General features: G+C 72.8%; 20 protein-coding genes. 1 reads left to right on the top strand and 19 read right to left on the bottom strand.

What is annotated here, in order from left to right; genetic code table 11:
• Window positions 1–79 precede the first annotated feature (79 nt).
• Window positions 80–685: an MOSC domain-containing protein gene (locus DEI94_RS01080; protein WP_258378075.1), complete on the top strand. Its 606-nt coding sequence runs from the start codon at window positions 80–82 to the stop codon at window positions 683–685.
• 92 nt (window positions 686–777) lie between these two features.
• Here the strand turns inward: DEI94_RS01080 and DEI94_RS01075 are convergent, their stop codons facing one another.
• From DEI94_RS01075 to DEI94_RS00985, 19 genes are all read right to left on the bottom strand, one after another.
• Window positions 778–1,341 carry a type 1 glutamine amidotransferase domain-containing protein gene (locus tag DEI94_RS01075; RefSeq protein ID WP_111027508.1) on the bottom strand — a complete coding sequence of 188 codons (564 nt, stop codon included), beginning with the start codon at window positions 1,339–1,341 and terminating at the stop codon, window positions 778–780.
• Between the two features lie 186 nt (window positions 1,342–1,527).
• Window positions 1,528–2,190 carry an HAD-IA family hydrolase gene (locus DEI94_RS01070; RefSeq protein WP_258378073.1) on the bottom strand — a complete coding sequence of 221 codons (663 nt, stop codon included), beginning with the start codon at window positions 2,188–2,190 and terminating at the stop codon, window positions 1,528–1,530.
• Entirely contained in the window at window positions 2,190–3,020 is an 831-nt protein-coding gene (locus DEI94_RS01065; protein ID WP_111027507.1) for a pyrimidine reductase family protein, read from the bottom strand. Before DEI94_RS01065 ends, DEI94_RS01070 begins: the two co-directional genes overlap by 1 nt.
• Window positions 3,017–4,087 (bottom strand): dihydropteroate synthase, encoded by a 1,071-nt coding sequence (gene folP, locus DEI94_RS01060; protein WP_111027506.1) that lies wholly within the window; start codon window positions 4,085–4,087, stop codon window positions 3,017–3,019. The genes DEI94_RS01065 and folP overlap by 4 nt, the downstream gene beginning before the upstream one ends.
• Window positions 4,084–4,710, bottom strand: a complete 627-nt coding sequence (gene folE, locus DEI94_RS01055; protein ID WP_111012092.1) for a GTP cyclohydrolase I — start codon at window positions 4,708–4,710, stop codon at window positions 4,084–4,086. Before folE ends, folP begins: the two co-directional genes overlap by 4 nt.
• Window positions 4,691–5,158 carry a PHP domain-containing protein gene (locus DEI94_RS01050; RefSeq protein ID WP_111011229.1) on the bottom strand — a complete coding sequence of 156 codons (468 nt, stop codon included), beginning with the start codon at window positions 5,156–5,158 and terminating at the stop codon, window positions 4,691–4,693. The genes folE and DEI94_RS01050 overlap by 20 nt, the downstream gene beginning before the upstream one ends.
• Window positions 5,159–5,240: 82 nt before the next feature.
• Window positions 5,241–5,825 (bottom strand): DUF1697 domain-containing protein, encoded by a 585-nt coding sequence (locus DEI94_RS01045; protein ID WP_111027505.1) that lies wholly within the window; start codon window positions 5,823–5,825, stop codon window positions 5,241–5,243.
• A complete protein-coding gene (locus tag DEI94_RS01040) occupies window positions 5,822–8,329 on the bottom strand; it encodes a glycoside hydrolase family 65 protein (protein WP_111012089.1) in 2,508 nt (835 codons plus the stop codon). The genes DEI94_RS01045 and DEI94_RS01040 overlap by 4 nt, the downstream gene beginning before the upstream one ends.
• Window positions 8,326–9,120, bottom strand: coding sequence for an HAD family hydrolase (locus tag DEI94_RS01035; RefSeq protein WP_111011226.1), 795 nt, complete (start codon window positions 9,118–9,120; stop codon window positions 8,326–8,328). Before DEI94_RS01035 ends, DEI94_RS01040 begins: the two co-directional genes overlap by 4 nt.
• Before the next feature lie 88 nt (window positions 9,121–9,208).
• Window positions 9,209–9,508 carry a DUF6510 family protein gene (locus DEI94_RS01030; protein WP_111027504.1) on the bottom strand — a complete coding sequence of 100 codons (300 nt, stop codon included), beginning with the start codon at window positions 9,506–9,508 and terminating at the stop codon, window positions 9,209–9,211.
• The gene (locus DEI94_RS01025; protein ID WP_309146565.1) at window positions 9,505–10,338 is read right to left on the bottom strand and encodes an FAD-binding oxidoreductase; all 834 of its coding nucleotides are present in this window, start codon (window positions 10,336–10,338) and stop codon (window positions 9,505–9,507) included. Before DEI94_RS01025 ends, DEI94_RS01030 begins: the two co-directional genes overlap by 4 nt.
• Complete coding sequence (locus tag DEI94_RS01020) at window positions 10,335–10,928, bottom strand: molybdopterin-dependent oxidoreductase (protein ID WP_111012086.1); 594 nt, start codon at window positions 10,926–10,928, stop codon at window positions 10,335–10,337. Before DEI94_RS01020 ends, DEI94_RS01025 begins: the two co-directional genes overlap by 4 nt.
• 258 nt (window positions 10,929–11,186) lie before the next feature.
• Complete coding sequence (locus DEI94_RS01015) at window positions 11,187–11,858, bottom strand: LysM peptidoglycan-binding domain-containing protein (RefSeq protein WP_111027523.1); 672 nt, start codon at window positions 11,856–11,858, stop codon at window positions 11,187–11,189.
• A gap of 433 nt (window positions 11,859–12,291) precedes the next feature.
• Window positions 12,292–13,803 (bottom strand): L-arabinose isomerase, encoded by a 1,512-nt coding sequence (gene araA, locus DEI94_RS01010; RefSeq protein WP_111027503.1) that lies wholly within the window; start codon window positions 13,801–13,803, stop codon window positions 12,292–12,294.
• Entirely contained in the window at window positions 13,800–14,531 is a 732-nt protein-coding gene (locus tag DEI94_RS01005; RefSeq protein WP_111012084.1) for an L-ribulose-5-phosphate 4-epimerase, read from the bottom strand. The genes araA and DEI94_RS01005 overlap by 4 nt, the downstream gene beginning before the upstream one ends.
• The gene (locus DEI94_RS01000; protein ID WP_111027522.1) at window positions 14,528–16,201 is read right to left on the bottom strand and encodes a xylulokinase; all 1,674 of its coding nucleotides are present in this window, start codon (window positions 16,199–16,201) and stop codon (window positions 14,528–14,530) included. Before DEI94_RS01000 ends, DEI94_RS01005 begins: the two co-directional genes overlap by 4 nt.
• A gap of 106 nt (window positions 16,202–16,307) precedes the next feature.
• Window positions 16,308–17,321 carry a LacI family DNA-binding transcriptional regulator gene (locus DEI94_RS00995; protein WP_258368731.1) on the bottom strand — a complete coding sequence of 338 codons (1,014 nt, stop codon included), beginning with the start codon at window positions 17,319–17,321 and terminating at the stop codon, window positions 16,308–16,310.
• 79 nt (window positions 17,322–17,400) lie between these two features.
• On the bottom strand, window positions 17,401–18,912 hold the full coding sequence (arfA, locus tag DEI94_RS00990; protein ID WP_111027502.1) for an arabinosylfuranosidase ArfA: 1,512 nt from the start codon (window positions 18,910–18,912) through the stop codon (window positions 17,401–17,403).
• 144 nt (window positions 18,913–19,056) lie between these two features.
• A complete protein-coding gene (locus DEI94_RS00985; RefSeq protein ID WP_111027501.1) occupies window positions 19,057–21,447 on the bottom strand; it encodes an alpha-galactosidase in 2,391 nt (796 codons plus the stop codon).
• Window positions 21,448–21,560 lie beyond the last annotated feature (113 nt).

Raw genomic sequence — 21,560 nt, 5'->3', positions numbered from 1 at the left:
GCGCGCGGTGGCGCGCTCGGTCCGCCTCCGCACCTCGACCGGGAGGCACGGCGGACGCCGACAGGTACGGTCGGGTGTCATGGACGCGAGCGGTGAGCACCCCGCCTGCGACGGGACGACCGCGCGCGGCGGGGCGGACGCGACTCCGGGCCTCCCGGCCGGACTGCTGGCGACCACGTACCCGGTGACCGTCGAACTGCTGCTCGCCGCACCGCGGCACCGCTACGAGGGCCGGCCCGCCGACGGTCCGGCCCCGGCGGACGGACCGGAGCTCCACGAGCGGATCACGGTCCGGGCCGGGCTCGGGATCGTCGGCGACCGGTTCCACGGCCATCCCGCGCACCGGCAGGCGTCCGTCACGGTGATCGGGGCCGAGCCGCTCGAGGCGCTCGCGGCGGAACTCGGCATCCCGCTGGACCCGGCGCTCACCCGACGGAACGTGGTGCTCCGCGGCGTCGACGTCGAGGCCCTCCGCGGCGTCCTGTTCTCGATCGACACGGGGTCGGGGCCGGTCGTGCTGCAGGGACACCGTGCGGCGAACCCCTGCGCGTGGATGGACGTGGCGATCGGGCCGGGCGCGTTCCGGGGGATGCGGGGTCGGGGCGGGATCCGCTGCGAGCCGCTGACCGACGGCGTGCTGACGCTCGGCCCGGGGACGCTCCGGGCGGCGGTGCCGCTGGGCTGAGCATGGTTCGCGTGGCCGTCGAACCGCCTGGTGCCCGTGGAACCGCGGGATCACGCGGTTCGACGGGCACCAGGGTGTTCGACGTGCCGCGGTCAGCCGACGGGGACGACCGCCCCTTCGATCGCGGGGACGAACGCCTGCAGGTCGCCGGGGTTGCGGGAGGTGATGAGCGTGTACCCGCCCGAGACGTCGACCTCGACCTCGCGGTCCACCCACTCGGCGCCGGCGTTGCGGATGTCGGTCTGCAGCGTGTGGAACGAGGTGATCGTGCGTCCGGGGAGGATGCCCGCCTCGACCAGGAGCCAGGGGCCGTGGCAGATCGCGGCGATGGGCTTGCCCGCGTCGGCGAACGCCGTGACGAGGGCGATCGCTCCCGGCTCGCGGCGCAGTGTGTCGGCGTTGATGGTGCCGCCGGGGATGAGGATCGCGTCGTGGTCGCTCTCGTCGGCCTCGTCGAGCGCGAGGTCGACGTCCACCTGTTGGCCCGGGTCCTTGTCGCCCACGAGCGTCTGGATGGGCGACTGCTCCTTGGCGGCGATCGTGACCGCGGCGCCCTTCTCGCGGAGCTGCTCGACCGGGACGACGATCTCGTCCTGCTCGACCCCGTAGTTCGTGGCGATCACGAGGATCTTCGTGCCGTTCAGTTCGTCGGCCATGGTGCTCCTTCCGTCGGTGCGCGGTCCGGATCGGCTCCGCGCCGCCGTCGGGTCGTGTCCGGCGGCTCCATCGAGTGTCGGCGTGATCACCCGCGAGCGTCCGCAGGTCGCAGCCGACGTGGAGGCGCCCCGTCCCCCGGGTGCACACCGGCTCGGCCCGGCACCTGCTCCCGGCCCGGCGGGCGCTCAGCTCCGGATGCGGAAGCCCGCGCCCGCGCGTGACACCGTGACGGCCGTGTGGTCCGTCAGGCGGTCGAGCCCCTCGGTCGTCGGGGACGTGTGCGCGCCGACCACGACGACGTGGGCCCCCGACGCCACGGCGGACACGAGGCCCGCTTCAGCGTCCTCGAAGGCGGTGCAGTCCCCGGGCGGGAGACCGAGCATCTCGGCCCCGAGCCGGTAGCAGTCGGGAGCGGGCTTGCCGTTCGGCACGTCCTCGGCGGTGACGACCACCTCGGGCACGGGGACGCCGGCCGCCGCCATCCGGTTCAGTGCGAGGTCGCGCGGCGCGCTCGTCACGAGGGCGACGGGCGCTCCGAGGTCGAGGAGGGTCCGCACGAGCGCGCCGGCGCCGGGGACCTCGGTGATGCCGTCGGTGCGACGGACCTCGTCGGCCACGAGCGCCGCCGACAGGGCGACCCGTTCGTCGTGCGACCGGTCGGGCAGGAACCGGGTCACGGTGTCGATCGTCTGGCGACCGTGCGAGAACGCGAGGATCTCGCGCGGGTCGATGCCGTGCTCCGCCCCGAAGCGCCCCCAGGCGGCCTCGACGATCGCGGTGGAGTCGACGAGGGTGCCGTCCATGTCGAACAGGAACCCGGCGGTGACGTGGTCGAGGTGCTGCGGCATCACGGTCGACGGTACCGCGTCAGGAGCATGTCGCCGGCGCGGAGGACGTGGGCGAGCCGCATCGAGCGGAGGCCCTGCCCAGCACCGCCCCGCGCGATCCGGGGTCCGTCACCGCCCTCGAGGACCGGGCTGACGGTGAGGCACAGCTCGTCCACCGCATCGGCCGCCACGAGCGCCCCGAGGAGGCCGGGCCCGCCCTCGCAGTGGATCTGGGCGAGGCCGCGCTCCACCAGCGCCCGCCGGACGACCGCGACGTCCACGGCGTCCGCCCCGCAGTCGACGACGTCCGCGACCGCGGCGAGCGCCGCGCGTCGGTCCGCGGGCGCCTCCGCGTGCGTCAGGACGACCGGTCGCACCGGTGCCTCCGTGAAGACCCGCGACGCCGCGTCGAGCGCCAGGGACCCGCTGACGATCGCGAACGCGGGGTGGTCCGGGAGGTCCCGCGCACGCCGCCACGCCACGTCCGCGTCGTGCAGGCGCATCGGCCCGTACCCCTCGTTCCGGACGGTCCCGGCTGCGACGAGGACGACGTCCGCGAGGCGACGCAGGAGGTCGAACACGCGGAGGTCGGCCGGGCCGCCGAGGCCACCGGAGACGCCCTCGGCGGTGGCGGAGCCGTCGAGACTGCTGACGAAGTTGACCCGCACCCAGCTGTCGGCCGTCGTCGGGGAGGGGTGTCGGGCCTCCCGGCCGTACAGGGCGAGGAGCGCGTCGTCGTCGAGCGGCCCCGGGCCGGCGGCGGGGAACAGCTGCTCGACGGCGGCGGCGTCCGTCGCCCCGGCGGCGGCTGCGGCTGCGGGCTCGTCGTCGGCGTGCTCGTCCGGGCTCATGCGACCGGGCGGTTGCCCTCGGGCAACAGGTTGTGGACCGGGTCGACGGGGGCGCGCCAGCCGAGCACGGCCTCGACCATGCGGGCCGCGTCGACCGCGGGACGGACGTCGTGCATGCGGAGGATCCGGGCGCCGAGCATCGCACTCATCGTCGCGGCCGCGAGCGACCCCGCCAGCCGTTCGCCCCGGGGCCGCCCCAGGGACTCCCCGACGAAGTCCTTGTTCGACACCGCCGCGAGGGTCGGGAACCCGAGCGCCGCGACCTCGGCCAGTCGTCGGGTCAACTCGAGCGAGTGCACCGTCGTCTTGTTGAGGTCGTGTCCGGGGTCGACGACGATCCGCGACTCCGGCACACCACGCTCGAGCGCGAGGTCGACCCGCCGCCGGAGGAACGCGACCACGTCGCCGACGACGTCGTCGTACCGCGGCATCGGGTGCTCCTGCCGCGGGGCAGCCAGGCTGTGGGTGATGACGACCGTCGCGTCGCTGTCGGCCACGACGTCGGCCATCCGCGGATCCGACAACCCCGTCGTGTCGTTGACGACCGAGGCGCCCGCGGCGATCGCCGCCGCCGCGACCTCGGGCCGGAACGTGTCCACGGACACGACCACGTCCGAGGCCTGGACGAGCGCGCGCACCACGGGCACGACGCGGTCGGCCTCCTCGTCCGCGGGCACCTCGGGGCCGGGGGCGAACTTGACGCCGCCGACGTCCACCCAGTCCGCGCCCTCGTCCACCGCCGCCACCGCTGCGGCGACCGCTCGATCGAGCGCGAACGTGGCGCCTCGGTCGTGGAACGAGTCGGGGGTGCGGTTGACGATCGCCATGACGGCGATCCGCCGGTCGAAGTCGAACGTCCGGCGGCCGATCCTGCGGACGGGGTGGCGGAGCGGCGGGAGCACGGGACCGGTCGCGAGCACGGGGGCGGCCGTGCGCTCGGGGCCGGTCGTGCGCTCGGGGCTGGCCGCGCGCTCGGGGCCGGCCGCGCGCTCGGGGCCGGCCGTGCGCTCGGGGCCGGTCACGAGCACGGCGCCGGTCGGGAGGCCCAGGGCCGCGTCCGCCGTCATGCCACCGCTCCGCTGCCGGCCGCGCCGATGAGCGCGATGACCTCGGCCCGACGGACCGGATCCGCGAGGACTCCGCTGCTCGCCACGGTCACCGTCGAACTGGCCGTCTGCCGCTCACCACGGGTCGTCACGCAGGCGTGCACGGCGTCGAGCACGACGAGCACCCCCGGGGCGTCGAGCCCCTCGGCGATGGCCGACACGACCTCGGACCCGAGCCGCTCCTGCAGCTGCGGCCGCGAGGCGATCGCGTCGACCACCCGCGAGAGCGTGCCGAGCCCGATGATCCGCTCGCCCGGCACGTACGCCAGGTGGGCGACCCCGAGGAACGGCAGCAGGTGGTGCTCACACACCGAGCGGAACCGGACGTCGCGCACGATCACGACCTCACCGAGCTCGTCCGGCTCGGCCGGCACCGCCCCGCGTCGCACGATGTCGGTCGCGTCGACCCCGAGGCCACTGAAGAACTCGGCGAACGCGTCCGCCACCCGCGCGGGCGTCGCCTGGAGGCCCGGACGCGTCGGGTCCTCGCCGACACCGGCCAGGAGCTCGCGCACGGCCGCCTCGACGCGAGCCCGGTCCTGGCGTCCGTTCACCGCCCCATCATCACACCTGCTCGCCGACATCGGCGGGCAGGGCCTCGTGGTGGGGCGCCCCGTGGGTGCGGCGCTGCTCCTTCATGCGGGCCTCGAAGAGGTGGCGACGGCCGCCGGCCAGCTGCTCGCGGGCCTCCCGTTCGGCGTCGCGGACGACCGACCAGTAGCCGTCGTCGTAGTCCTCGACGATCTGGAACGTCCATCGGCCGGCGATGACGTTGCGGCCGACGACGTCACGCTCGATGCGGTCGGCGACGTCGTCGTGCCCGGCCTGGCGGAACAGGTCCACCGCTTCACCGATCGCGAGGTCCGCCGTACCCGTGAGGCGGTGGAAGCCGTACAGCAGGCCGCGAGCGTGCTCGAGCGCCTCGAGCCCCTCGGACAGCTTGCCGAGGGCGTCCACCGTGGCGTCGTCGACCCCCTCCGGGATCCGATGGGCTGCGTCGGGCCCGTCGGTGTCGGGACGTTCGTTCGTCATGGTGATCGTTGTACTCGGGTGGCTGCCGGTCGCCCCCGGGGCGGTGTCCCCCGGCGCGTTTCCCTGGCGCATGGTGCCGCGGTCACGCCATGCGACGGAGCGTGTTCACGTTCCGCGTCGTCGTCGTCGCGCGGAACCGCGACGTGGCCGCACGCTTGGCGAACGGGGTGTCGGTGCTCGACCCCTTCGGGCACGCCCAGTAGACGACGCCGTCACCGACGGCCACCCGGTCCGGCGGCTCCACCGGGTCGGCGACGAGGGCCTCGAGGGCGTCCTGGTCCGACGAGAACACGACGTACGCGTGCGTCGCGGCGTCGACCGGGAACGGGAACGCGTCGACGAGCGCCGCCAGTCGGTCCTGTCGCACGAGCACCACGCGCACCGGGCGGCCGAACCGGTCCTGGAGGCCCCGCTCGAGCCGGTGCCGGAGGGTCGCCTCCGCAGCGTCCTGCGCGAGCGCGTGCTCCGGTCCGGCGTCGGGCGCCGGGGCCGTGAACACCACGTTGCCGCTCGCGAGCACCGGTCGGACGTCGGTGCCGCCGATCCCCTCGACGACCGCGGTGAGTTCGGGGTTCCGGACGGCGACCCCGCCCACGTTCACGCCGCGGAGCAGGGCCACCCAGCGGGTGCCGACGTCCGCGTCGGCGGCGACCCGGCGTGCAGTCACGACGGCTGCGCCTCCACCTCGTCACGCTCGAGCGAGATCGTCGGGATGGACGCGGTGATGACGGATCCGTCGGCACGGAGCGTGCCCTGGATGTCGCTCGTCGTCGGCGCGTGCGCCTCGAGCCGCGGCCCCTGGTGCCCGAGCTCGACGACGAGCGGGTGGTCCGCCGAGACGAGGAACTCCTCGTTGTGCACCCACACCGTGACCTCGGTGCCGTGCTCGATCGTGAAGGTCATGCGATCCGGTTCGAGCTCGACGCGCATCCGGTTCCCCTGCACGGTGAGCCGGAAGGTCAGGCCGGGCCATGTCTTCGGCAGCCGCGGGTTGAACGTCAGTCGGCCGCCGTGGTCGCGCATGCCGCCGAAGCCGTTGACGAGGGCACCCCACACGCCGCCCGTCGAGGCGACGTGGACGCCGTCGGACGTGTTGCCGTGCAGGTCGGCGAGGTCGACGAACAACGAGGTGAGGAAGTACTGCTCCGCGAGCTCGTGGTACCCGACCTCGGCCGCGATGATCGACTGGACGACCGCCGACAGCGTGGAGTCACCCGTGGTCAGTGCGTCGTAGTACTCGAAGTCGCGGCGCTTCTCGGCGGGCGTGAACTCGTGGCCCTGCAGGAACAGCGCGAGCACGACGTCCGCCTGCTTGAGCACCTGGAACCGGTAGATCACGAGCGGGTGGTAGTGGAGCAGGAGCGGGCGCTTCGACTCCGGCGTCTTCTCGAGGTCCCAGAGCTCCTTGTCGAGGAACTGGGCGTCCTGCGGGTGGATGCCCCGGTGCGGGTCGAACGGGATCTCCATGGCCTCGGCCGCCGCGGCCCAGCCCGCGATCTCCGACTCGTCCAGACCCGTACGACGGACCATGCGCGAGAACTCGACCGGGTCGTCGGCACGGAGTTCACGGCACGCGTTCACGGCGAACCACAGGTTCGCGCGGGCCATGACGTTCGTGTACATGTTGTCGTCGACGACGGTGGTGTACTCGTCCGGGCCCGTCACGCCGTCGATGTGGAACTTCCGGTCGCCGTTCCGCCGCCAGAAGCCGAGGTCCTCCCACAAGCGCGCGGTCTCGACGAGGATGTCGATCGCCCCACGCTTGAGGAACTCGCGGTCACCGCTCGCCCGCACGTACTGCATGAGCGCGTGGGCGATGTCGGCGTCGATGTGGTACTGCGCCGTGCCGGCCGCGTAGTACGCGCTCGACTCCTGACCGTTGATCGTGCGCCACGGGAACAGGGCACCGCGCTGGTTCAGCTCGCGAGCGCGGTCACGGGCGGCGTCGAGCATGTTGTAGCGGAACCGCATGGCGTTCCGGGCGACGATCGGTGCCGTGTAGCTGAGGAACGGCAGCACGTAGACCTCGGTGTCCCAGAAGTAGTGGCCGCCGTACCCGGAGCCGCTCACGCCCTTCGCCGCGATGCCGTGGCCATCGGTGCGGGCGGTGGCCTGCGCGAGCTGGAACAGGTTCCACCGGACCGCCTGCTGCAGGCCGGGCTCGTGCGGGATCTCGACGTCGCTCCGTGCCCAGAAGTCGTCCATCCACGCCCGCTGGTGCGCGAACATGTCGTCCACAGAGGTCTCGGCCGCACGGTCGAGCGTCCGGTCGCAGCGATCGGCGAGCTCCCGGGCGGGGACCCCGCGCGACGTGTGGTACGTGATGGTCTTGACGAGGCGGATCGGCTGTCCGGCCTTGGCCGTGATCCGGTACACGTGCTTGGCGAGGTCGTCGTCGATCTGCGCGGTGTGGTCCCAGGTGTTGTCGGTCTCGAGCCGGTGCTCGGCCCCCACGCAGATGGTCATGCCCGAGCTCGACGTCTGGTAACCGAGCAGCGACCGCTCGCCCGTGTTCCGCCGGAAGCGCGGTTGCAGGACCCGGTTCGTGAACTGCTCCGCCTTGCGCGGGTCGAACATCGGCGCCGCGGTCTGCATCATCGCGTGGTACTCGTCGGGCACGTCCTGGCGGTTGAGGATCTGGCTCGACAGCAGCACCGAGGCATCGTGGTCGAGCATCGTGACCTCGTAGTCGACGACCGCGAGGTGCCGGTCGGCGAACGACACGAGTCGGCGCGAGCGGATGAGCACGCGCTTGCCCGAGGGCGTGCTCCACTCGGTCTCACGGAGCAGGTAGCCGTCACGGAACTCGAGCCGTCGCGTGTACCGGAGGATGTCGGCCTCGGCGAGGACCAGGGGTTCGTCGTCGACGTAGAGCCGGATCACCTTGGCGTCCGGGGCGTTGACGATCGTCTGTCCCACCTTCGCGAACCCGAAGGCCTCTTCGGCGTGACGGATCGGCCAGGTCTCGTGGAACCCGTTCACGTAGGTGCCGTACGAGAACCCGCCCCGGCCCTCGTCGAAGTTCCCCCGGAGGCCGAGGTACCCGTTGCCGACCGCGAACAGCGTCTCGGCGACGCCCTGCTCGTCGGGGGCGTACTCGGCCTCTTCCAGCGCCCACTCGTCGATCGGGTAGCGGGTGCGGTCGAGGGGATCCGCGGTGATCGGGTTCATGCGTCCTTCCCGGGAGCGTCCGTGGGGTGGGTGACGGTGCCCGGAGCCGGCAGGTCGTCGACGAGGTCGGCGAGGTCGGGCACGACGACGTCCGCGCCGTGCGCGCGGAGGGCGTCCGCGCCCGCACCGCGATCGACGCCGACGACGAGTCCGAAGGCCCCGGCGTGGCCGGCCTGGACCCCGGCGAGGGCGTCCTCGAACACGACGCACGACGCCGGCGTCAGTCCGAGGCGGTGCGCCGCGTCGACGAAGGTGTCGGGGGCCGGCTTGCCGGCCAGGTGGTCGGCGATCGCGACGGTGCCGTCCACCACGACGGGGAAGCGGTCGAGGATCCCCGCGGTGCGCAGGACCGACCGGGCGTTCGCGGAACTCGAGACGACCGCGACGAGGTACCCGGCAGCGATGGCGGCGTCGAGGAACCGCGCGGAGCCGGGGTACGGCAGGACGCCGTTCTCCTCGAGCTCGGCGTTGAACGCGGCGTTCTTCCGGTTGCCGAGACCACAGACCGTGTCGGCGTCCGGGCCGTCGGACGGGTCGCCCTCCGGGACCTGGATCCCCCGCGCGACGAGCAGGGACCGGACGCCGTCGTAGCGCGGCTTGCCGTCGATGTACGCGTAGTAGTCCTGCTCGGTGTACGGGGCGACCCCGTGCTGCTCGAGGTACGGCGTGAACAGCCGTGACCATGCGCGCATGTGGACGTCCGCGGTGGGCGTCAGGACGCCGTCGAGGTCGAAGAGGAGCGCACGCTGCTCGGCGAGGCTGCCGGGCACGCGTGTGGACGGGGTGGTCATCGGGCGATCGACCTTCCGAGGGGTGTGGCGGGGTGGGGTGGGGTTCCTGCGACTGGCCAGTGTAGGAGTCCGACCAGGGCGTGTCCGCTCAGCCTCCGGGCCGGGCCCGTGCGCGGCTGCCCAGGGGCACCGGTCGTGGGATGCCGATCGCGCTCACCCCGGGCATGGACAGCCAGGCCGTGGTGCCGTCGTCGACCACCGTGGCGAGGACGTCGTCGCACTCGGGGCAGCGGAGGACCGTGCCCGCCGCATCGGCCAGGACGACCACCGTGGCGACGACCCCGACCGCCCCGCAGCCGGAGCATCGGACCCGTGCGGTGGTGGTGTCCGTGCCGAAGACGTCGGCCAGGACCCCGGCCGCCGCGTTGCCGTCGAGTCGGGTCGTCATGCGCTGCCTCCGAACCGCTCGGCTCGCACGCCCCGGGTGTCGTACCCGAGCTCGCCGAGCCACGTGATGACCTGTTCGACGAACGGCGTCGAGCCGCAGACGTAGATGCGCGGGTGGGCCGCCGCCGGCACGATCGCGGCACCGAGGCGGTCCCGCGTCAGGCGGCCGGGTGCGGCGTCGTCGCCCGGGGGCGTCCGTCGCGAGTACACCGTCGTCAGTGCGAAGGGAGCGTCCGCGTCGAGCGCCGCCCGCAGTTCCGGGCGGAAGAAGACGTCCTCCGGCGTGCGGACCGCGTACAGCAACCGGAAGGGCGTGGGGTCCCCGGCCTCCGCGTGCGCACGGACCATCGCGACGAGCGGGACGACGCCGGATCCGCCCGCGATGAGCTGGACCGGGCGCGGTTCCGGTTCCGTCGGTGGCCGCCAGACGAACCAGCCGCCGAGCGGTCCGTGCACCTCGAGTTCGTCGCCCACCATGACGTCGTCGACCAGGAAGGGCGAGACCTCGCCGTCGTCGACCCGGTCCACCGCGAGCTCGACCCGGCTGCTCGCCCCGTGCGAGGCGATCGAGTAGGACCGCGTCGCCTGGTAGCCGTCCTCGGCGGTGAGGCGCAGGTCGAGGTGCTGACCGGCCTCGTTCCCGGGCCAGCCCGCGACGTCGAGCACGATGCGCCGCGCCGTCGGGGTCTCGGACGCGACCGCGACGACACGCGCCACGTGCCACCCCGGGCGCGGGAGTGCGGACGCGGGACGGGAGGCCGGGTCCGCAGGCGCACCCGTCGTGGCCGACACCGTCTGCGCCGATGCGGTCGCTCCGACGTCGACGCTCACCAGTAGCGCTCTTCCTTCCACGGGTCCCCGTGCAGGTGGTAGCCCGCGTTCTCCCAGAAGCCCGGCTCGTCGTTCGCCTGCATCGTGATCCCGCGGACCCACTTGGCGCTCTTCCAGAAGTAGAGATGCGGCACGAGCAACCGCGCCGGACCGCCGTGTTCGGGCGACAGGGGCTCGCCCTCGGCCTCGAACGCGATCCACGCCTTGCCGTCGAGGACCTCGGCCAGGGGCAGGTTCGTCGTGTAGCCGCCGTAACTGTGGACCATGAGGTGGTCGAACGAGGTCTCGACGTCGGCGAAGACGGCGTCGAGCGGGACGCCCCGCCACCCCATGTCGAGCTTGGACCAGTGGGTCACGCAGTGGATGTCGGTCCGGATGTCCTCGATCCCGAGCGCCCGGACCGCGTCCCACGACCACTCGTGCACTGCGCCGGTCTCGGTACGGACGGAGAACTGCCACTCCTCGGGCTCGATGATCGGTGTGCCGCTCGCCGAGAGCACCGGCCAGTCGGCCACCGTGGTCTGTCCCGGTGGCAGCCGCGGGTCCACGTCACGTCGCCGCCCGCCGAACCCCCTGGTGAAGGTCGCCATGTCCCGTCCTCCTCGTGCTCCTGCGCACCCCGCGGCGCGTGCTCCGATGATGGCCGGGAAGCACGCCCGCCGACAAGGTGCCGAGCCGAGATGGTGGACAGCGTTCATGCACCGGCCGATGTGGAGGACGAGCCGGACAGGGCGTCGACACGGCGGTGTCCACGCCGAACGGAACGACGGACGGGACCCGGTCGCCCGGGTCCCGTCCGTCGTGTCCCGCTCGGTCCGCGCGTGGTGCGGACCGAGCGGCGCCTGCGATCAGGCCGGGAGCTGCAGGACCTGCCCCGGGTAGATCAGGTCGACGTCGGTCACGGTGCGCGTGTTCGCACCAGCGAGGCGCGTCCACCCGCCGCTCACGCCGAGCTTCGTGGCGATCGTGTTGAGCGTGTCGCCCGAGAGCACCGTGTACGTCTTGCCGCTCGTCGCCACGGACGGGATCGACGGCGCCGCGGGTGCGGACGGTGCCGCGACGGGCGCGCTCGAGGTCGCCGCGCTCGACGTCGCGGTGGACGAGGCGGCCGACGGCGCGGTGGAGGTGGTCGACGACGGAGCGGTCGAGGTGGTCGCCGCGGGAGCGGACGCGCCCTCGGTGCCGCTCAGACCGAGCCGGGACGAGCACGCCGGCCAGGCGCCCCAGCCCTGCGACGCGAGCACCCGGTTCGCGACCGCGATCTGTTCCGACTTGCTGGCGGACGCCGGGGTCCCGGTCCCGCCGTTGGCGGCCCAGGTGCTCTGGGAGAACTGGAGGCCGCCGGAGTAGCCGTTGCCGGTGTTGGTGGCCCAGTTGCCACTGCTCTCACACTGGGCGATCTGGTCCCAGGTCGACTCGGAGGCCGCGTTGGCGGGTGCCGCCAGGGCGACGCCCGTGACGGCGAGGCCGGCGAACGCGAGCCCGCTGACGAGCGCGCGGGTACGGATGGACTTCTTCATGGTGTGGTGCTTCCTCACGGGGCCGCGCACGCCGACGATCGTCGGACGACCGCTGCCCACCCCGGCCGATCTGCGGTCAGGTCGAGGGTTCCGTCGCGGGGCAGCTGTTCGCGCGCGTCCGGCCTCGTTGGTGCAACCGCCTGGGGCGGCCACCGTCGTTCCCCACCCCCGGGACGACCTCGGCCACGATAGGTACCGCTCGACGCGGACTCAACCGGGAACGATCGGTCCACCCCTCGGTCGGGCGCGCAGCCTGAGCGGAACGACACCCCGGGATCGCCATGACCGCGCGGATCGGCGGCATTGGGCGCCGCGATCATCCGAATCACCTGGGAACCCCGCATCCGGGGGTCACGCCGACCCTGCCCAGAGTGCACGACACGCCGTGTGCACTCGGGTGCACACGGCGTGTCGTGCGTTCTGAGTGGGAGGCTCAGAACCCCCGGTCGAGGCGGTGCCACACCTGCTGCACCTTGAGCTCCTGCCGGAACTCGCGGATCGTGGTGTGCTCGTCGATCACCACGAACTCGGTCCCGGCCATCGTCGCGAAGCGCTCCACGACGTCGAGCCCGACCGCGTTCGTCATGACGGTGTGGTGGGCGGCCCCCGCGGCGAGCCAGGCCTCGGCGGCGACGGGGAACGACGGCCGGGGCTCCCAGACGGCGCGGCCGACGGGCAGGTGCGGCAGCGGCGCGTCGGGCTCGACGACGTCGACGACGTTGGCCGTCAGGCGGAAGCCGTCGCGGACGTCGGACATCGCGACGACGACGGCCTCACCCGGATCGGCCGTGAACACGAGGCGCACGGGGTCGTCCTTGCCGCCGATGCCGAGCGGGTGGATCTCGAGCGTGGGGCGTGCGGCCGTCAACGTCGGCGAGACCTCGAGCATGTGCGCGCCGAGGATCTTCTCGCGACCCGGCGTGAGCTCGTACGTGTAGTCCTCCATGAGCGAGGCGCCGCCGGGGAGCCCGGCCCCGGCGACGTTCATCGCGCGGACGAGCACGGCGGTCTTCCAGTCGCCCTCGGCACCGAACCCGTAGCCGTCGGCCATGAGCCGCTGCACCGCGAGGCCCGGCAGCTGCTTGAGCGCGCCGAGGTCCTCGAAGTTCGTCGTGAACGCACCGAACCCACCGGCCTCGAGGAACGAGCGGAGCCCGAGCTCGATCGCGGCACCGTCACGGAGGGACTGGTGGCGCTCGCCACCGCGACGGAGCTCGGCGACGACGTCGTACTCCTCCTCGTACGAGGCCACGAGGGTGTCGACGTCGGTGTCGTCGACGTCGGCGACCGCGTCGGCGAGCTCGTTGACGGCCCAGGTGTTCACCTGGACGCCGAGCGCGATCTCGGCCTCGGTCTTGTCACCCTCGGTGACGGCGACGTACCGCATGTTGTCACCGAAGCGCGCGAGCTTGAGCGACCGGACGGCGGCCCAGGCGGCGGCCGCACGGGCCCACGCCGAGACCTCGGCCACGACACGCGGATCCGACACGTGGCCGATCGTCGTGGCGTGCGCGACCCCCATGCGGGCCAGCGCGTAGCCGAACTCGCGGTCGCCGTGCGCGGCCTGGTTGAGGTTCATGAAGTCGAAGTCGATCTCGCCCCAGGGCAGCTCGACGTTCGCCTGTGTGTGCAGGTGCAGCAACGGCTTCGTGAGCGCACCGAGGCCGCCGATCCACATCTTCGCCGGGCTGAACGTGTGCATCCACGTCGTGACCCCGATGACGCGGTCGTCCGCGCTCGCCTCGATGAGGGCGCGGCGGATCGAGTCCGGGTCGGTGAGCACCGGCTTCCACACGAGCTCGACGGGCACCTGCGCCGCGAGCTGCGCGTGCACCGCCTGCGACTGCTCCGCGACCTGGCGGAGGGTCTCCTCGCCGTAGAGCCCCTGGCTCCCCGTCAGGAACCAGATCTGGTATCCGTCGAGTCCGCTGTCGATCTGCGTCATTGCATCGCTCCCTTGGGTTCCTGTCCGTAGACGTTCTGGTACCGGTCGAACAACCGGTCGATGTCGGCGGGGTCGATCGGCAGCGGGTCGCCGAGCTGCCGGCTGATGTGCACGGTGCGGGCGACGTCCTCGGCCATGACGGCCGCCTTGACCGCGTCGCGGCCGTCCTTGCCGATGGTGAACACCCCGTGGTTCTGCATGAGCACGGCGCGCGAGCGGTGCCCCTCGAGCGTCGCGACGATGCCGCGGCCGATCGAGTCGTCACCGATGATCGCGAACGGACCGATCGGGATGGGCCCGCCGAACTCGTCCGCCATCGCGGTGATGACGCACGGGATCTCCTCGCCCCGTGCGGCCCACGCGGTGGCGTAGGTCGAGTGGGTGTGCACGACGCCGCCGACGCTCGGCATCTGGCGGTACACGTAGGCGTGCGCGGCGGTGTCGCTCGACGGACCGTGCTCGTTGCCCCAACCGTCGGCGGGCACGCCGTCGAGGGTGCAGACGATCTGGTTCTCGGGACGGAGCTCGTCGTACGTCAGGCCGGACGGCTTGATGACGAACAGGTCGGCGCCGGGCACGCGCTCCGACACGTTGCCGCCCGTCCAGACGACGAGTCCGTTCCGGGTCAGCTCGCTGTGCAGGGCGGCGACCTTCTCGCGGGTCGCCTGCACGGCGGCACGGACGTCGTCGGACACGGCGTCGCCGGACACGGGGGTGTCCTCGGTCATGGGGTTGCTCCTTCGTTCGGGGTGTCGCCGTTCGCGACGGCGTCGCCGTCACTCGTGCCGGCCGGTGTGGCCGCGACCGCGACCGGCTGCAGGGCCAGGCCGGCCCGGTACCGCTCGAGGAACGTGGCGAAGCCCGCGACGTCCTCGGCCGCTGGCTGCACGACGTCGACCGTGTCGCCATCGAAGACCTCGGTGGCCAGGTACTCGGCCAGGGACCGCTCGTCGGCGGCCTCGAGGTACGCGGCGAGGACCGCCATGCCCCACGGGCCGCCCTCACCCGCGGTCGCCCCGACGGCGATCGGCACCCGCAACGCGGCGGCCAGCAACTGCTGGGCCGGCCCGCGCGTCCGGAACAGGCCCCCGTGGGCGAGCAGCTGGTCGACCGCGACTCCCTCGCCCGCCAGGACGTCCATGCCGATGCGCAGGGTCGCGAACGCCGCGTCCACCTCGGCCCGGATGAGGTTGCCGAGCGTGAACCGACCCGCGGGACTGCGGACGAGGAGCGGTCGCCCCTCCTCGACGCCCGTCACCGGCTCGCCGGACAGGTAGTTCGAGGACAGCAGGCCACCGGCGTCGGGGTCCGCGTCCAGGGCCTCCGCGAGCAGCGCCGCGTACACCCGGTCCGGCTCGACCGGCGACCCGGTGACCTCGGCGAAGCGGCCGAACACCCGCGCCCAGGCGGCGAGCTCGCTCGCGCCGTTGTTGCAGTGCACCATCGCGACGGCGTCACCGGACGGCGTCGTCACGACGTCGAGCTCGTGGTGCGCGGCGGTGAGGGGTTCCTCGAGCACGACCATGGCGAAGATGCTCGTGCCGACGCTCACGTTCCCGGTGCGCGGCGCGACCGCGTTCGTGGCCACCATGCCGGTACCCGCGTCCCCCTCGGGCGGGCAGAGCGGGATGCCGTCCTGCAGCGAGCCGGTCGGGTCCAGCAGTCGTGCGCCGTCCGCGGTCAGGTGCCCCGCCTCCCGTCCGGCGGGGAGCACCTCGGGGAGCACGGCCGCGAGGTCGAGGTGCGCGGCCCGCCGTCCGACGCGCTCCTGGACCGTGGCGAGCATGCCGGCGTCGTAGGTGCCGGTGGCGGGGTCGATCGGGAACACGCCCGACGCGTCCCCCACGCCGAGCACCCGACGCCCCGTGAGCTTCCAGTGCACGTACCCGGCGAGCGTCGTCAGCGACGCGATGTCGGCGACGTGCGGTTCGTCGTCGAGGACCGCCTGGTACAGGTGGGCGACGGACCAACGGAGCGGGATGTTGAACTGGAGCGCCTCGGTCAGCTCGGCGGACGCCGCGCCGGTCGAGGTGTTGCGCCAGGTCCGGAACGGGACGAGCAGTTCGTCGTCCGCGTCGAACGCCAGGTAGCCGTGCATCATCGCGGACACGCCGATGGCCCGGAAGCGCGTGGGGCGCACCCCGAACCGGTCCTGGACGTCGGACACGAGGTCCGCGTAGCAGGCCTGGAGGCCCGACCAGACGGCGTCGAGCGGGTACGTCCACCGGCCGTCGACGAACTCGTTCTCCCACTCGTGGCTGCCCGATGCGATCGGCAGCAGGTCGGCGCCGACGAGGGTCGCCTTGATGCGGGTGGAGCCGAGCTCGATCCCGAGGGTCGCGCGACCCTCGCTGACGTCGTCGGCGTGGCGCTGGCGCGCCTGGTCGTCATCGGGCATGGGCGACTCCTTCGTCATGGTGTGATCGTGCCATGTGAGCGCTCACTTCGGCAAGGCCGGGAGGCACGGATCGGGTGGGTGGGCCGGTCAGGACCGGGGGTGCGGGCTACGTCGACGTGCGCACGACGAGCTCCGGCTCGACCGTCCGGTCGGTCACGGCACCACCGGTGAGCACGACGAGGACGGCCTCGAGCACGCGTTCGCCGAGCGATGCGAAGTCCTGCCGCACGGTGGTGAGCGGCGGGGTGAAGTGCGCCGCCTCGGGGATGTCGTCGAAGCCGACGAGGGCGACGTCCTCGGGCACGCGGACACCCCGGTCGGCGAACGCGTGGAGCACGCCGAGCGCCATCTGGTCGTTCCCGCAGAACACGGCGTCGACCGTGTCCCGGTCGAGCGCGAGCCCGGCGTCGTACCCGCTCTCGGGCGTCCAGTCACCCGCCAGCACGAGCGGTTCGAACCCGGCCTCGCGGACGAGTCGCTCGTACGTGTCGCGGCGGACCACGGCCTCCTGCGAGACCTCCGGGCCGGTGAGGTGCGCGATCCGGCGCCGCCCCCGGTCGAGCAGGTGCCGCACGGCGAGTTCCGCGCCGGCAGCCTGGTCGATCGCAACCGCGGTCCACCCCGCGACCTGGCCGGCGCGACCGTTCGCGATGACGACGGGGACCGGCGGAGCCACTGGGAGCGCGGCGAGGGCGTCGGTCGCGGTGGAGTCCGCGGCGACGAGGACGATCGCGGCGACGTCCTGCGCCAGGAGGGTCTCGACGGCGTCGCGCATCGACTCCGGTTCCGCCCGGTCGAGCGTCGCGGTGAGCACGTGGTACCCGGCACGACGGGCCGCCTGGTTGAACGCGAGCGCGGTGCTCGTGGGACCGTGCAGGGCCCCGCCCGTGGACACGACACCGAGGGCGCGGCTCGTCCGGCTCGCGAGGGCCCGGGCGGCGGCACGGGGTCGGTACCCGAGCTCGGCGATCGCCGCGGTCACGCGCTCGCGCAACGGCGCCCGCACCGTCGCGTCGCCGTTGATGACGCGGGACACCGTCTGGTGGGAGACCCCGGCGCGCTCGGCGACGTCGAAGATCGTCGGCGAGCGCGTCACGCTCCGCTCCGGGGTTGCTGTCACGTCTGCACCGTACCGTTCCGGCATCGGCGACCGAGCCCCTGGCCGGGTGCGGGACGGACCCGCACCCCGCCAGCTCGGCTCAGCCGATGGTCACCGCCGTCCACGACGTCGCCGGCAGCTCGATCGTGAGCGTGCCGTCCTCGAACGTCGCGGTGTCGTTCGTCCGGAGGCCGACGCGCTCGGTGTCCTCGAGCGTGTTCTTGGCGTAGACGTCGTCGTCCCAGATGCCCTGGGCGCTGACCGAGCCGGTCGCACTCGTGCCGAGCCGGCCGAGGTCGAGCGTGACGGTCGTCGCCGCGTCGGTGCTCCGGTTGATGAGGAACACCGACGTGCGCTCACCGTCGGTCGTCGCAGCGGCGTCCACCACGGGGACGGCACCGTAGACCGGGGTGTCGATCGTGTCGCCGTCGATCGCGACCTTGAGCGCCTGGCCCTGGGCGAGCTGCGACGTGAGCGAGAACGGGAAGAACGTCGTCTGCCGCCAGGCCGGGCCGTTCGGCTCGGTCATGATCGGGGCGATGACGTTGACGAGCTGCGCGAGGCTGGCCGAGGCGACCCGGTCGGCGTGGTTGAGCAGCGTGATCATGAGCCCGCCGAAGGCGACCGCGTCGGCGACCGAGTAGATGTCCTCGAGCTGCCGCGGGGCGATCGGCCACTCGTCGATCGTGTACGTCTTCTGCTGCGCCTCCCAGTCGGTGATGTACCAGACGTTCCACTCGTCGAACGAGATCTCGATCGTCTTGTCCGACTTCCGGGCGGCCTTGACGTGGTCCGCGGTCTCGACGACCGAGCGGATGAACTGGTCCATGTCGATACCGGACGAGAGGAAGCTGACGAGGTCGCCGTCCTTCTCCTCGTAGTAGGCGTGGCAGGAGATGTAGTCGACGTCGTCGTACGTCTGCTCGAGGACCTCGCGCTCCCAGGCGCCGAACGTGGGCATGCCACGGCCCGAGGACCCGCACGCGACGAGGTCGATGTCGGGGTCGATCTGGCGCATCGCCTTGGCGGTGCGCGAAGCGAGCTTGCCGTAGTCGACGGCGTTGCGGTGGCCGAGCTGCCACGGGCCGTCCATCTCGTTGCCGAGGCACCACATGCGGACGTCGAAGGGCCGTTCCCGCCCGTTCGCCTTGCGCTCCTCGGAGCGCGTGGTGCCACCGGGGACGTTCGTGTACTCGAGGAGCTCGATGGCCTCCTTCGTGCCGCGCGTGCCGAGGTTCACCGCGAGCATGAGGTCGCTGCCGACCTGGTCGAGCCAGTGCGAGAACTCGTGCAGCCCGACCTGGTTCGTCTCGGTGGCGTGCCACGCGAGGTCGAGGCGGCGGGGACGCTGGTCGACCGGGCCGACGCCGTCCTCCCAGTTGTAGCCCGACACGAAGTTGCCGCCGGGGTACCGGATCGTCGTGACCCCGAGCTCCTTGACGAGCTCGATGACGTCCTGCCGGAAGCCCTGCTCGTCGGCGGTGGGGTGGTTCGGCTCGTGGATGCCGTCGTAGACGTGGCGGCCGAGGTGCTCGACGAACCCGCCGAACAGGCGACGCCGGACCGGGCCGATGGTGAACGCAGGGTCGAGGGAGAGGTGGACGCGCGGCATTGCGGTGTTCCTTCGTTCGCGGTTACAACGTTGTAGTGGGACCGAGTGTACGGCGGAAGCCCGAGGGACACAACGCGATCCGCGCCGTGCCGCGGGATGCCGTCGCGTCTGCTGGGCAGCACCGCGTCCGGTGACTCGGGGCGGTCAGTCCTCGGCCGTCACGTGCAGCAGCACCACGCGCTCCGGGTACATCAGGGGCGCTTGCAGCCCCGCCGACGCGAGCGCGCTGCCCGGGAGGACCGCCCCGCGGAACCGACGGACCGTCCCGTCGCCGACGCTGGTCCCCGTGGCACCCGTGGCACCGGTGGCACCCGTGGCACCCGTGGGCGTTGCACCGCCTCCGTCCGTTCGAACCGCGGCATCGCGGGGTTCGTCAGGAAGGACGCGGTTCGATGCGGATGCCGTGGCGGGAGCGGCAGCAGTGACGACCGGCCCCCACCACGATGCGGGCTGCACCCCCGCCTCGGGGTCGCCGACGAGCACGGGGGTGACCCGGTAGCGCGTCGCCGGGTCGAGGCCGGGCAACGTCAGGCGACCCCGCGGTGACACGTCCGACCGCCCGATCGTGGCGACGAAGAACAGGGCCTCCCGCCGCGCGGGGTCGACCACGCCGTACACGTTGAGCGTCGGGTCCACCTGGTCGACCCGCACGAGCTCCCCACGGTGCATGAGGTCCCGGTACCGCTTGTACAGGTCGATCCACGCGCCGAGATCCCGGAGCTCGAGCTCCGTCGCCCGCGCCAGGTCCCACTCGATCCCGAAGTGGCCGAACAGGGCGGTCCCGGCACGGAACGACAGCTCGTGCCACCGCCCCGTCGTGTGGTTCACGCCCGAGGCCACGTGCGACCCGAGCAGTTCCGGCGGCAGGAGCTGCATCGTCCACCGGTTCATCCGCTGGCGCTCGAGCGGGTCGATGCAGTCGGAGACCCAGACCCGGTCCGTGTGTTCGATGACGCCGAGGTCGACCCGCCCGCCCCCGGACGAGCACGACTCGATCTCGAGTCCCGGGAACCGCTCCTTCAGCGTGGCCATGAGCCGGTACGCCGCCCGGGTCTGCTCGTGCACCGCCGGTTCACCGCCCGGCCACCGCCCCGCGTCGACGAGGTCCCGGTTGTGGTCCCACTTGACGTACGCGATCGCGTACTCCTCGAGCACGGCCGTCATCTGCCCCAGCACGTGCTCGTACGCCTCCGGGATCGCCAGGTCGAGCACCTGCTGGTTCCGTGACCGGACCGGGAGGCGCGCCCCCGTCTGCATGAGCCACTCCGGATGCGCGCGGGCCACGTCGCTGTCCTCGTTCACCATCTCGGGCTCGAACCACAGGCCGAACTCCATGCCGAGCTCCCGCACGCGGTCCACGAGCGGATGCAGCCCGTCCGGCCAGACGTCCTCGTCGACCACCCAGTCGCCCAGACCGCGGGTGTCGTCCCGGCGGCCCCGGAACCACCCGTCGTCGAGCACGTACCGCTCCACCCCGAGCCCGGCAGCACGCTCCGCCAGGTCCGTCAGCCGTCCCAGGTCGTGGTCGAAGTACACGGCCTCCCACACGTTGATCGTCACCGGGCGGTCCCGCCGGGGGTGTCGGGGGCGCGAGCGCAGGAACCGGTGGAACCGCCGCGCCTGGTCGTCGAGACCGACCCCGTACGCGCCGAACACCCACGGCGTGCGGTAGGACGCGCCGGGGCCGAGCCGGACCTCGCCCGGCAGCAGGAGCTCCCCACCGCCGAGCACCTGCTCGCCGCTGAACACGCGCTCCGCCGCGTGCCGGTGGTTCCCGCTCCACGCGGTGTGCACGCCCCAGACCTCACCGCCGGCGAACCCGAACCCGGGCGTCCCGACGCTCAACACCGTCGCCGCGTCGGCACCGGTTCGGCCCTTGCGGCCCTGCCGCTCGTGGATGCCCGTCACGAGTTCGGTCCGCTGCGGTGTCCGCTCCGCGCCCCACCGTCCGCCGAAGTCGAGGACCTCGCGCGCTCGCGACGGCACGGGCAGCGCGAGCGTGACGTCGTCGAGCGTGTACTCCTCCGCACCCGTGTTCTCGACCTCGGCTCGCAGCCGCACGAGGCCGCTCTCGAGCAGTTCGACGACGACCACGAGCCCGAGCCCGGCCACCTCGTCCGCCGCGGTCACGGTGACGGTGCCGGCCCCGACCTCCCGGTAGCCGGCCAGCGCGCCCTCGTGCCCCCGGGCCTCCAGGCGGACCGCCGTCGTGCGGAACCGCGGCGACCAGTCCCGGCCGCTCCGGTGGCCGCTGATCCCGGGCCTCCCGGTCCATCCCGTCCACCCCTCGGGCAGCACGGCGACGCGCACCGGCTCGTCGACGGCGTTCCCGCCGACCGGCGGGACGTCCGCCTCGGACAGCGCCGCGACGTCGTCCGCGGTCAGCGACCCGAGCGCCGCGCCCCAGTGGACGACCGCGGGCAGGAGGCCGGACGACGCGTCGAGCACGAGGCTCACCCCGCCGCTGCTCAGGTGGACCACCGCGTCCGGCACGGAGGATGCGGTGGCCTGATCGGGGACCGGGAGGTGCGTCATCGGGACTCCTGACTCGTCGCCCTGCCAGCATCCCGGCTCCGGCCGTGCGCACACAACACGACCCGCGGCGGTACGCCCTCGTGCACACAACACGACCCGCGGCGGTACGCCCT

Source organism: Curtobacterium sp. MCBD17_040 (genome assembly GCF_003234805.2).
GTDB lineage: Bacteria > Actinomycetota > Actinomycetes > Actinomycetales > Microbacteriaceae > Curtobacterium.
Note: the sequence above shows the minus strand (reverse complement) of the source record. Positions and strands in the feature narration are given on the sequence as shown.

What these genes read in the sequence shown, in the direction of transcription:
- DEI94_RS01080 (WP_258378075.1), top strand. Translation starts at nt 80, where the DNA reads ATGGACGCGAGCGGTGAGCACCCCGCCTGCGACGGGACGACCGCGCGC.
- DEI94_RS01075 (WP_111027508.1), bottom strand. Translation starts at nt 1,341, where the DNA reads ATGGCCGACGAACTGAACGGCACGAAGATCCTCGTGATCGCCACGAAC.
- DEI94_RS01070 (WP_258378073.1), bottom strand. Translation starts at nt 2,190, where the DNA reads ATGCCGCAGCACCTCGACCACGTCACCGCCGGGTTCCTGTTCGACATG.
- DEI94_RS01065 (WP_111027507.1), bottom strand. Translation starts at nt 3,020, where the DNA reads ATGAGCCCGGACGAGCACGCCGACGACGAGCCCGCAGCCGCAGCCGCC.
- folP (WP_111027506.1), bottom strand. Translation starts at nt 4,087, where the DNA reads ATGACGGCGGACGCGGCCCTGGGCCTCCCGACCGGCGCCGTGCTCGTG.
- folE (WP_111012092.1), bottom strand. Translation starts at nt 4,710, where the DNA reads ATGTCGGCGAGCAGGTGTGATGATGGGGCGGTGAACGGACGCCAGGAC.
- DEI94_RS01050 (WP_111011229.1), bottom strand. Translation starts at nt 5,158, where the DNA reads ATGACGAACGAACGTCCCGACACCGACGGGCCCGACGCAGCCCATCGG.
- DEI94_RS01040 (WP_111012089.1), bottom strand. Translation starts at nt 8,329, where the DNA reads ATGAACCCGATCACCGCGGATCCCCTCGACCGCACCCGCTACCCGATC.
- DEI94_RS01035 (WP_111011226.1), bottom strand. Translation starts at nt 9,120, where the DNA reads ATGACCACCCCGTCCACACGCGTGCCCGGCAGCCTCGCCGAGCAGCGT.
- DEI94_RS01030 (WP_111027504.1), bottom strand. Translation starts at nt 9,508, where the DNA reads ATGACGACCCGACTCGACGGCAACGCGGCGGCCGGGGTCCTGGCCGAC.
- DEI94_RS01020 (WP_111012086.1), bottom strand. Translation starts at nt 10,928, where the DNA reads ATGGCGACCTTCACCAGGGGGTTCGGCGGGCGGCGACGTGACGTGGAC.
- DEI94_RS01015 (WP_111027523.1), bottom strand. Translation starts at nt 11,858, where the DNA reads ATGAAGAAGTCCATCCGTACCCGCGCGCTCGTCAGCGGGCTCGCGTTC.
- araA (WP_111027503.1), bottom strand. Translation starts at nt 13,803, where the DNA reads ATGACGCAGATCGACAGCGGACTCGACGGATACCAGATCTGGTTCCTG.
- DEI94_RS01005 (WP_111012084.1), bottom strand. Translation starts at nt 14,531, where the DNA reads ATGACCGAGGACACCCCCGTGTCCGGCGACGCCGTGTCCGACGACGTC.
- DEI94_RS01000 (WP_111027522.1), bottom strand. Translation starts at nt 16,201, where the DNA reads ATGCCCGATGACGACCAGGCGCGCCAGCGCCACGCCGACGACGTCAGC.
- arfA (WP_111027502.1), bottom strand. Translation starts at nt 18,912, where the DNA reads ATGCCGCGCGTCCACCTCTCCCTCGACCCTGCGTTCACCATCGGCCCG.
- DEI94_RS00985 (WP_111027501.1), bottom strand. Translation starts at nt 21,447, where the DNA reads ATGACGCACCTCCCGGTCCCCGATCAGGCCACCGCATCCTCCGTGCCG.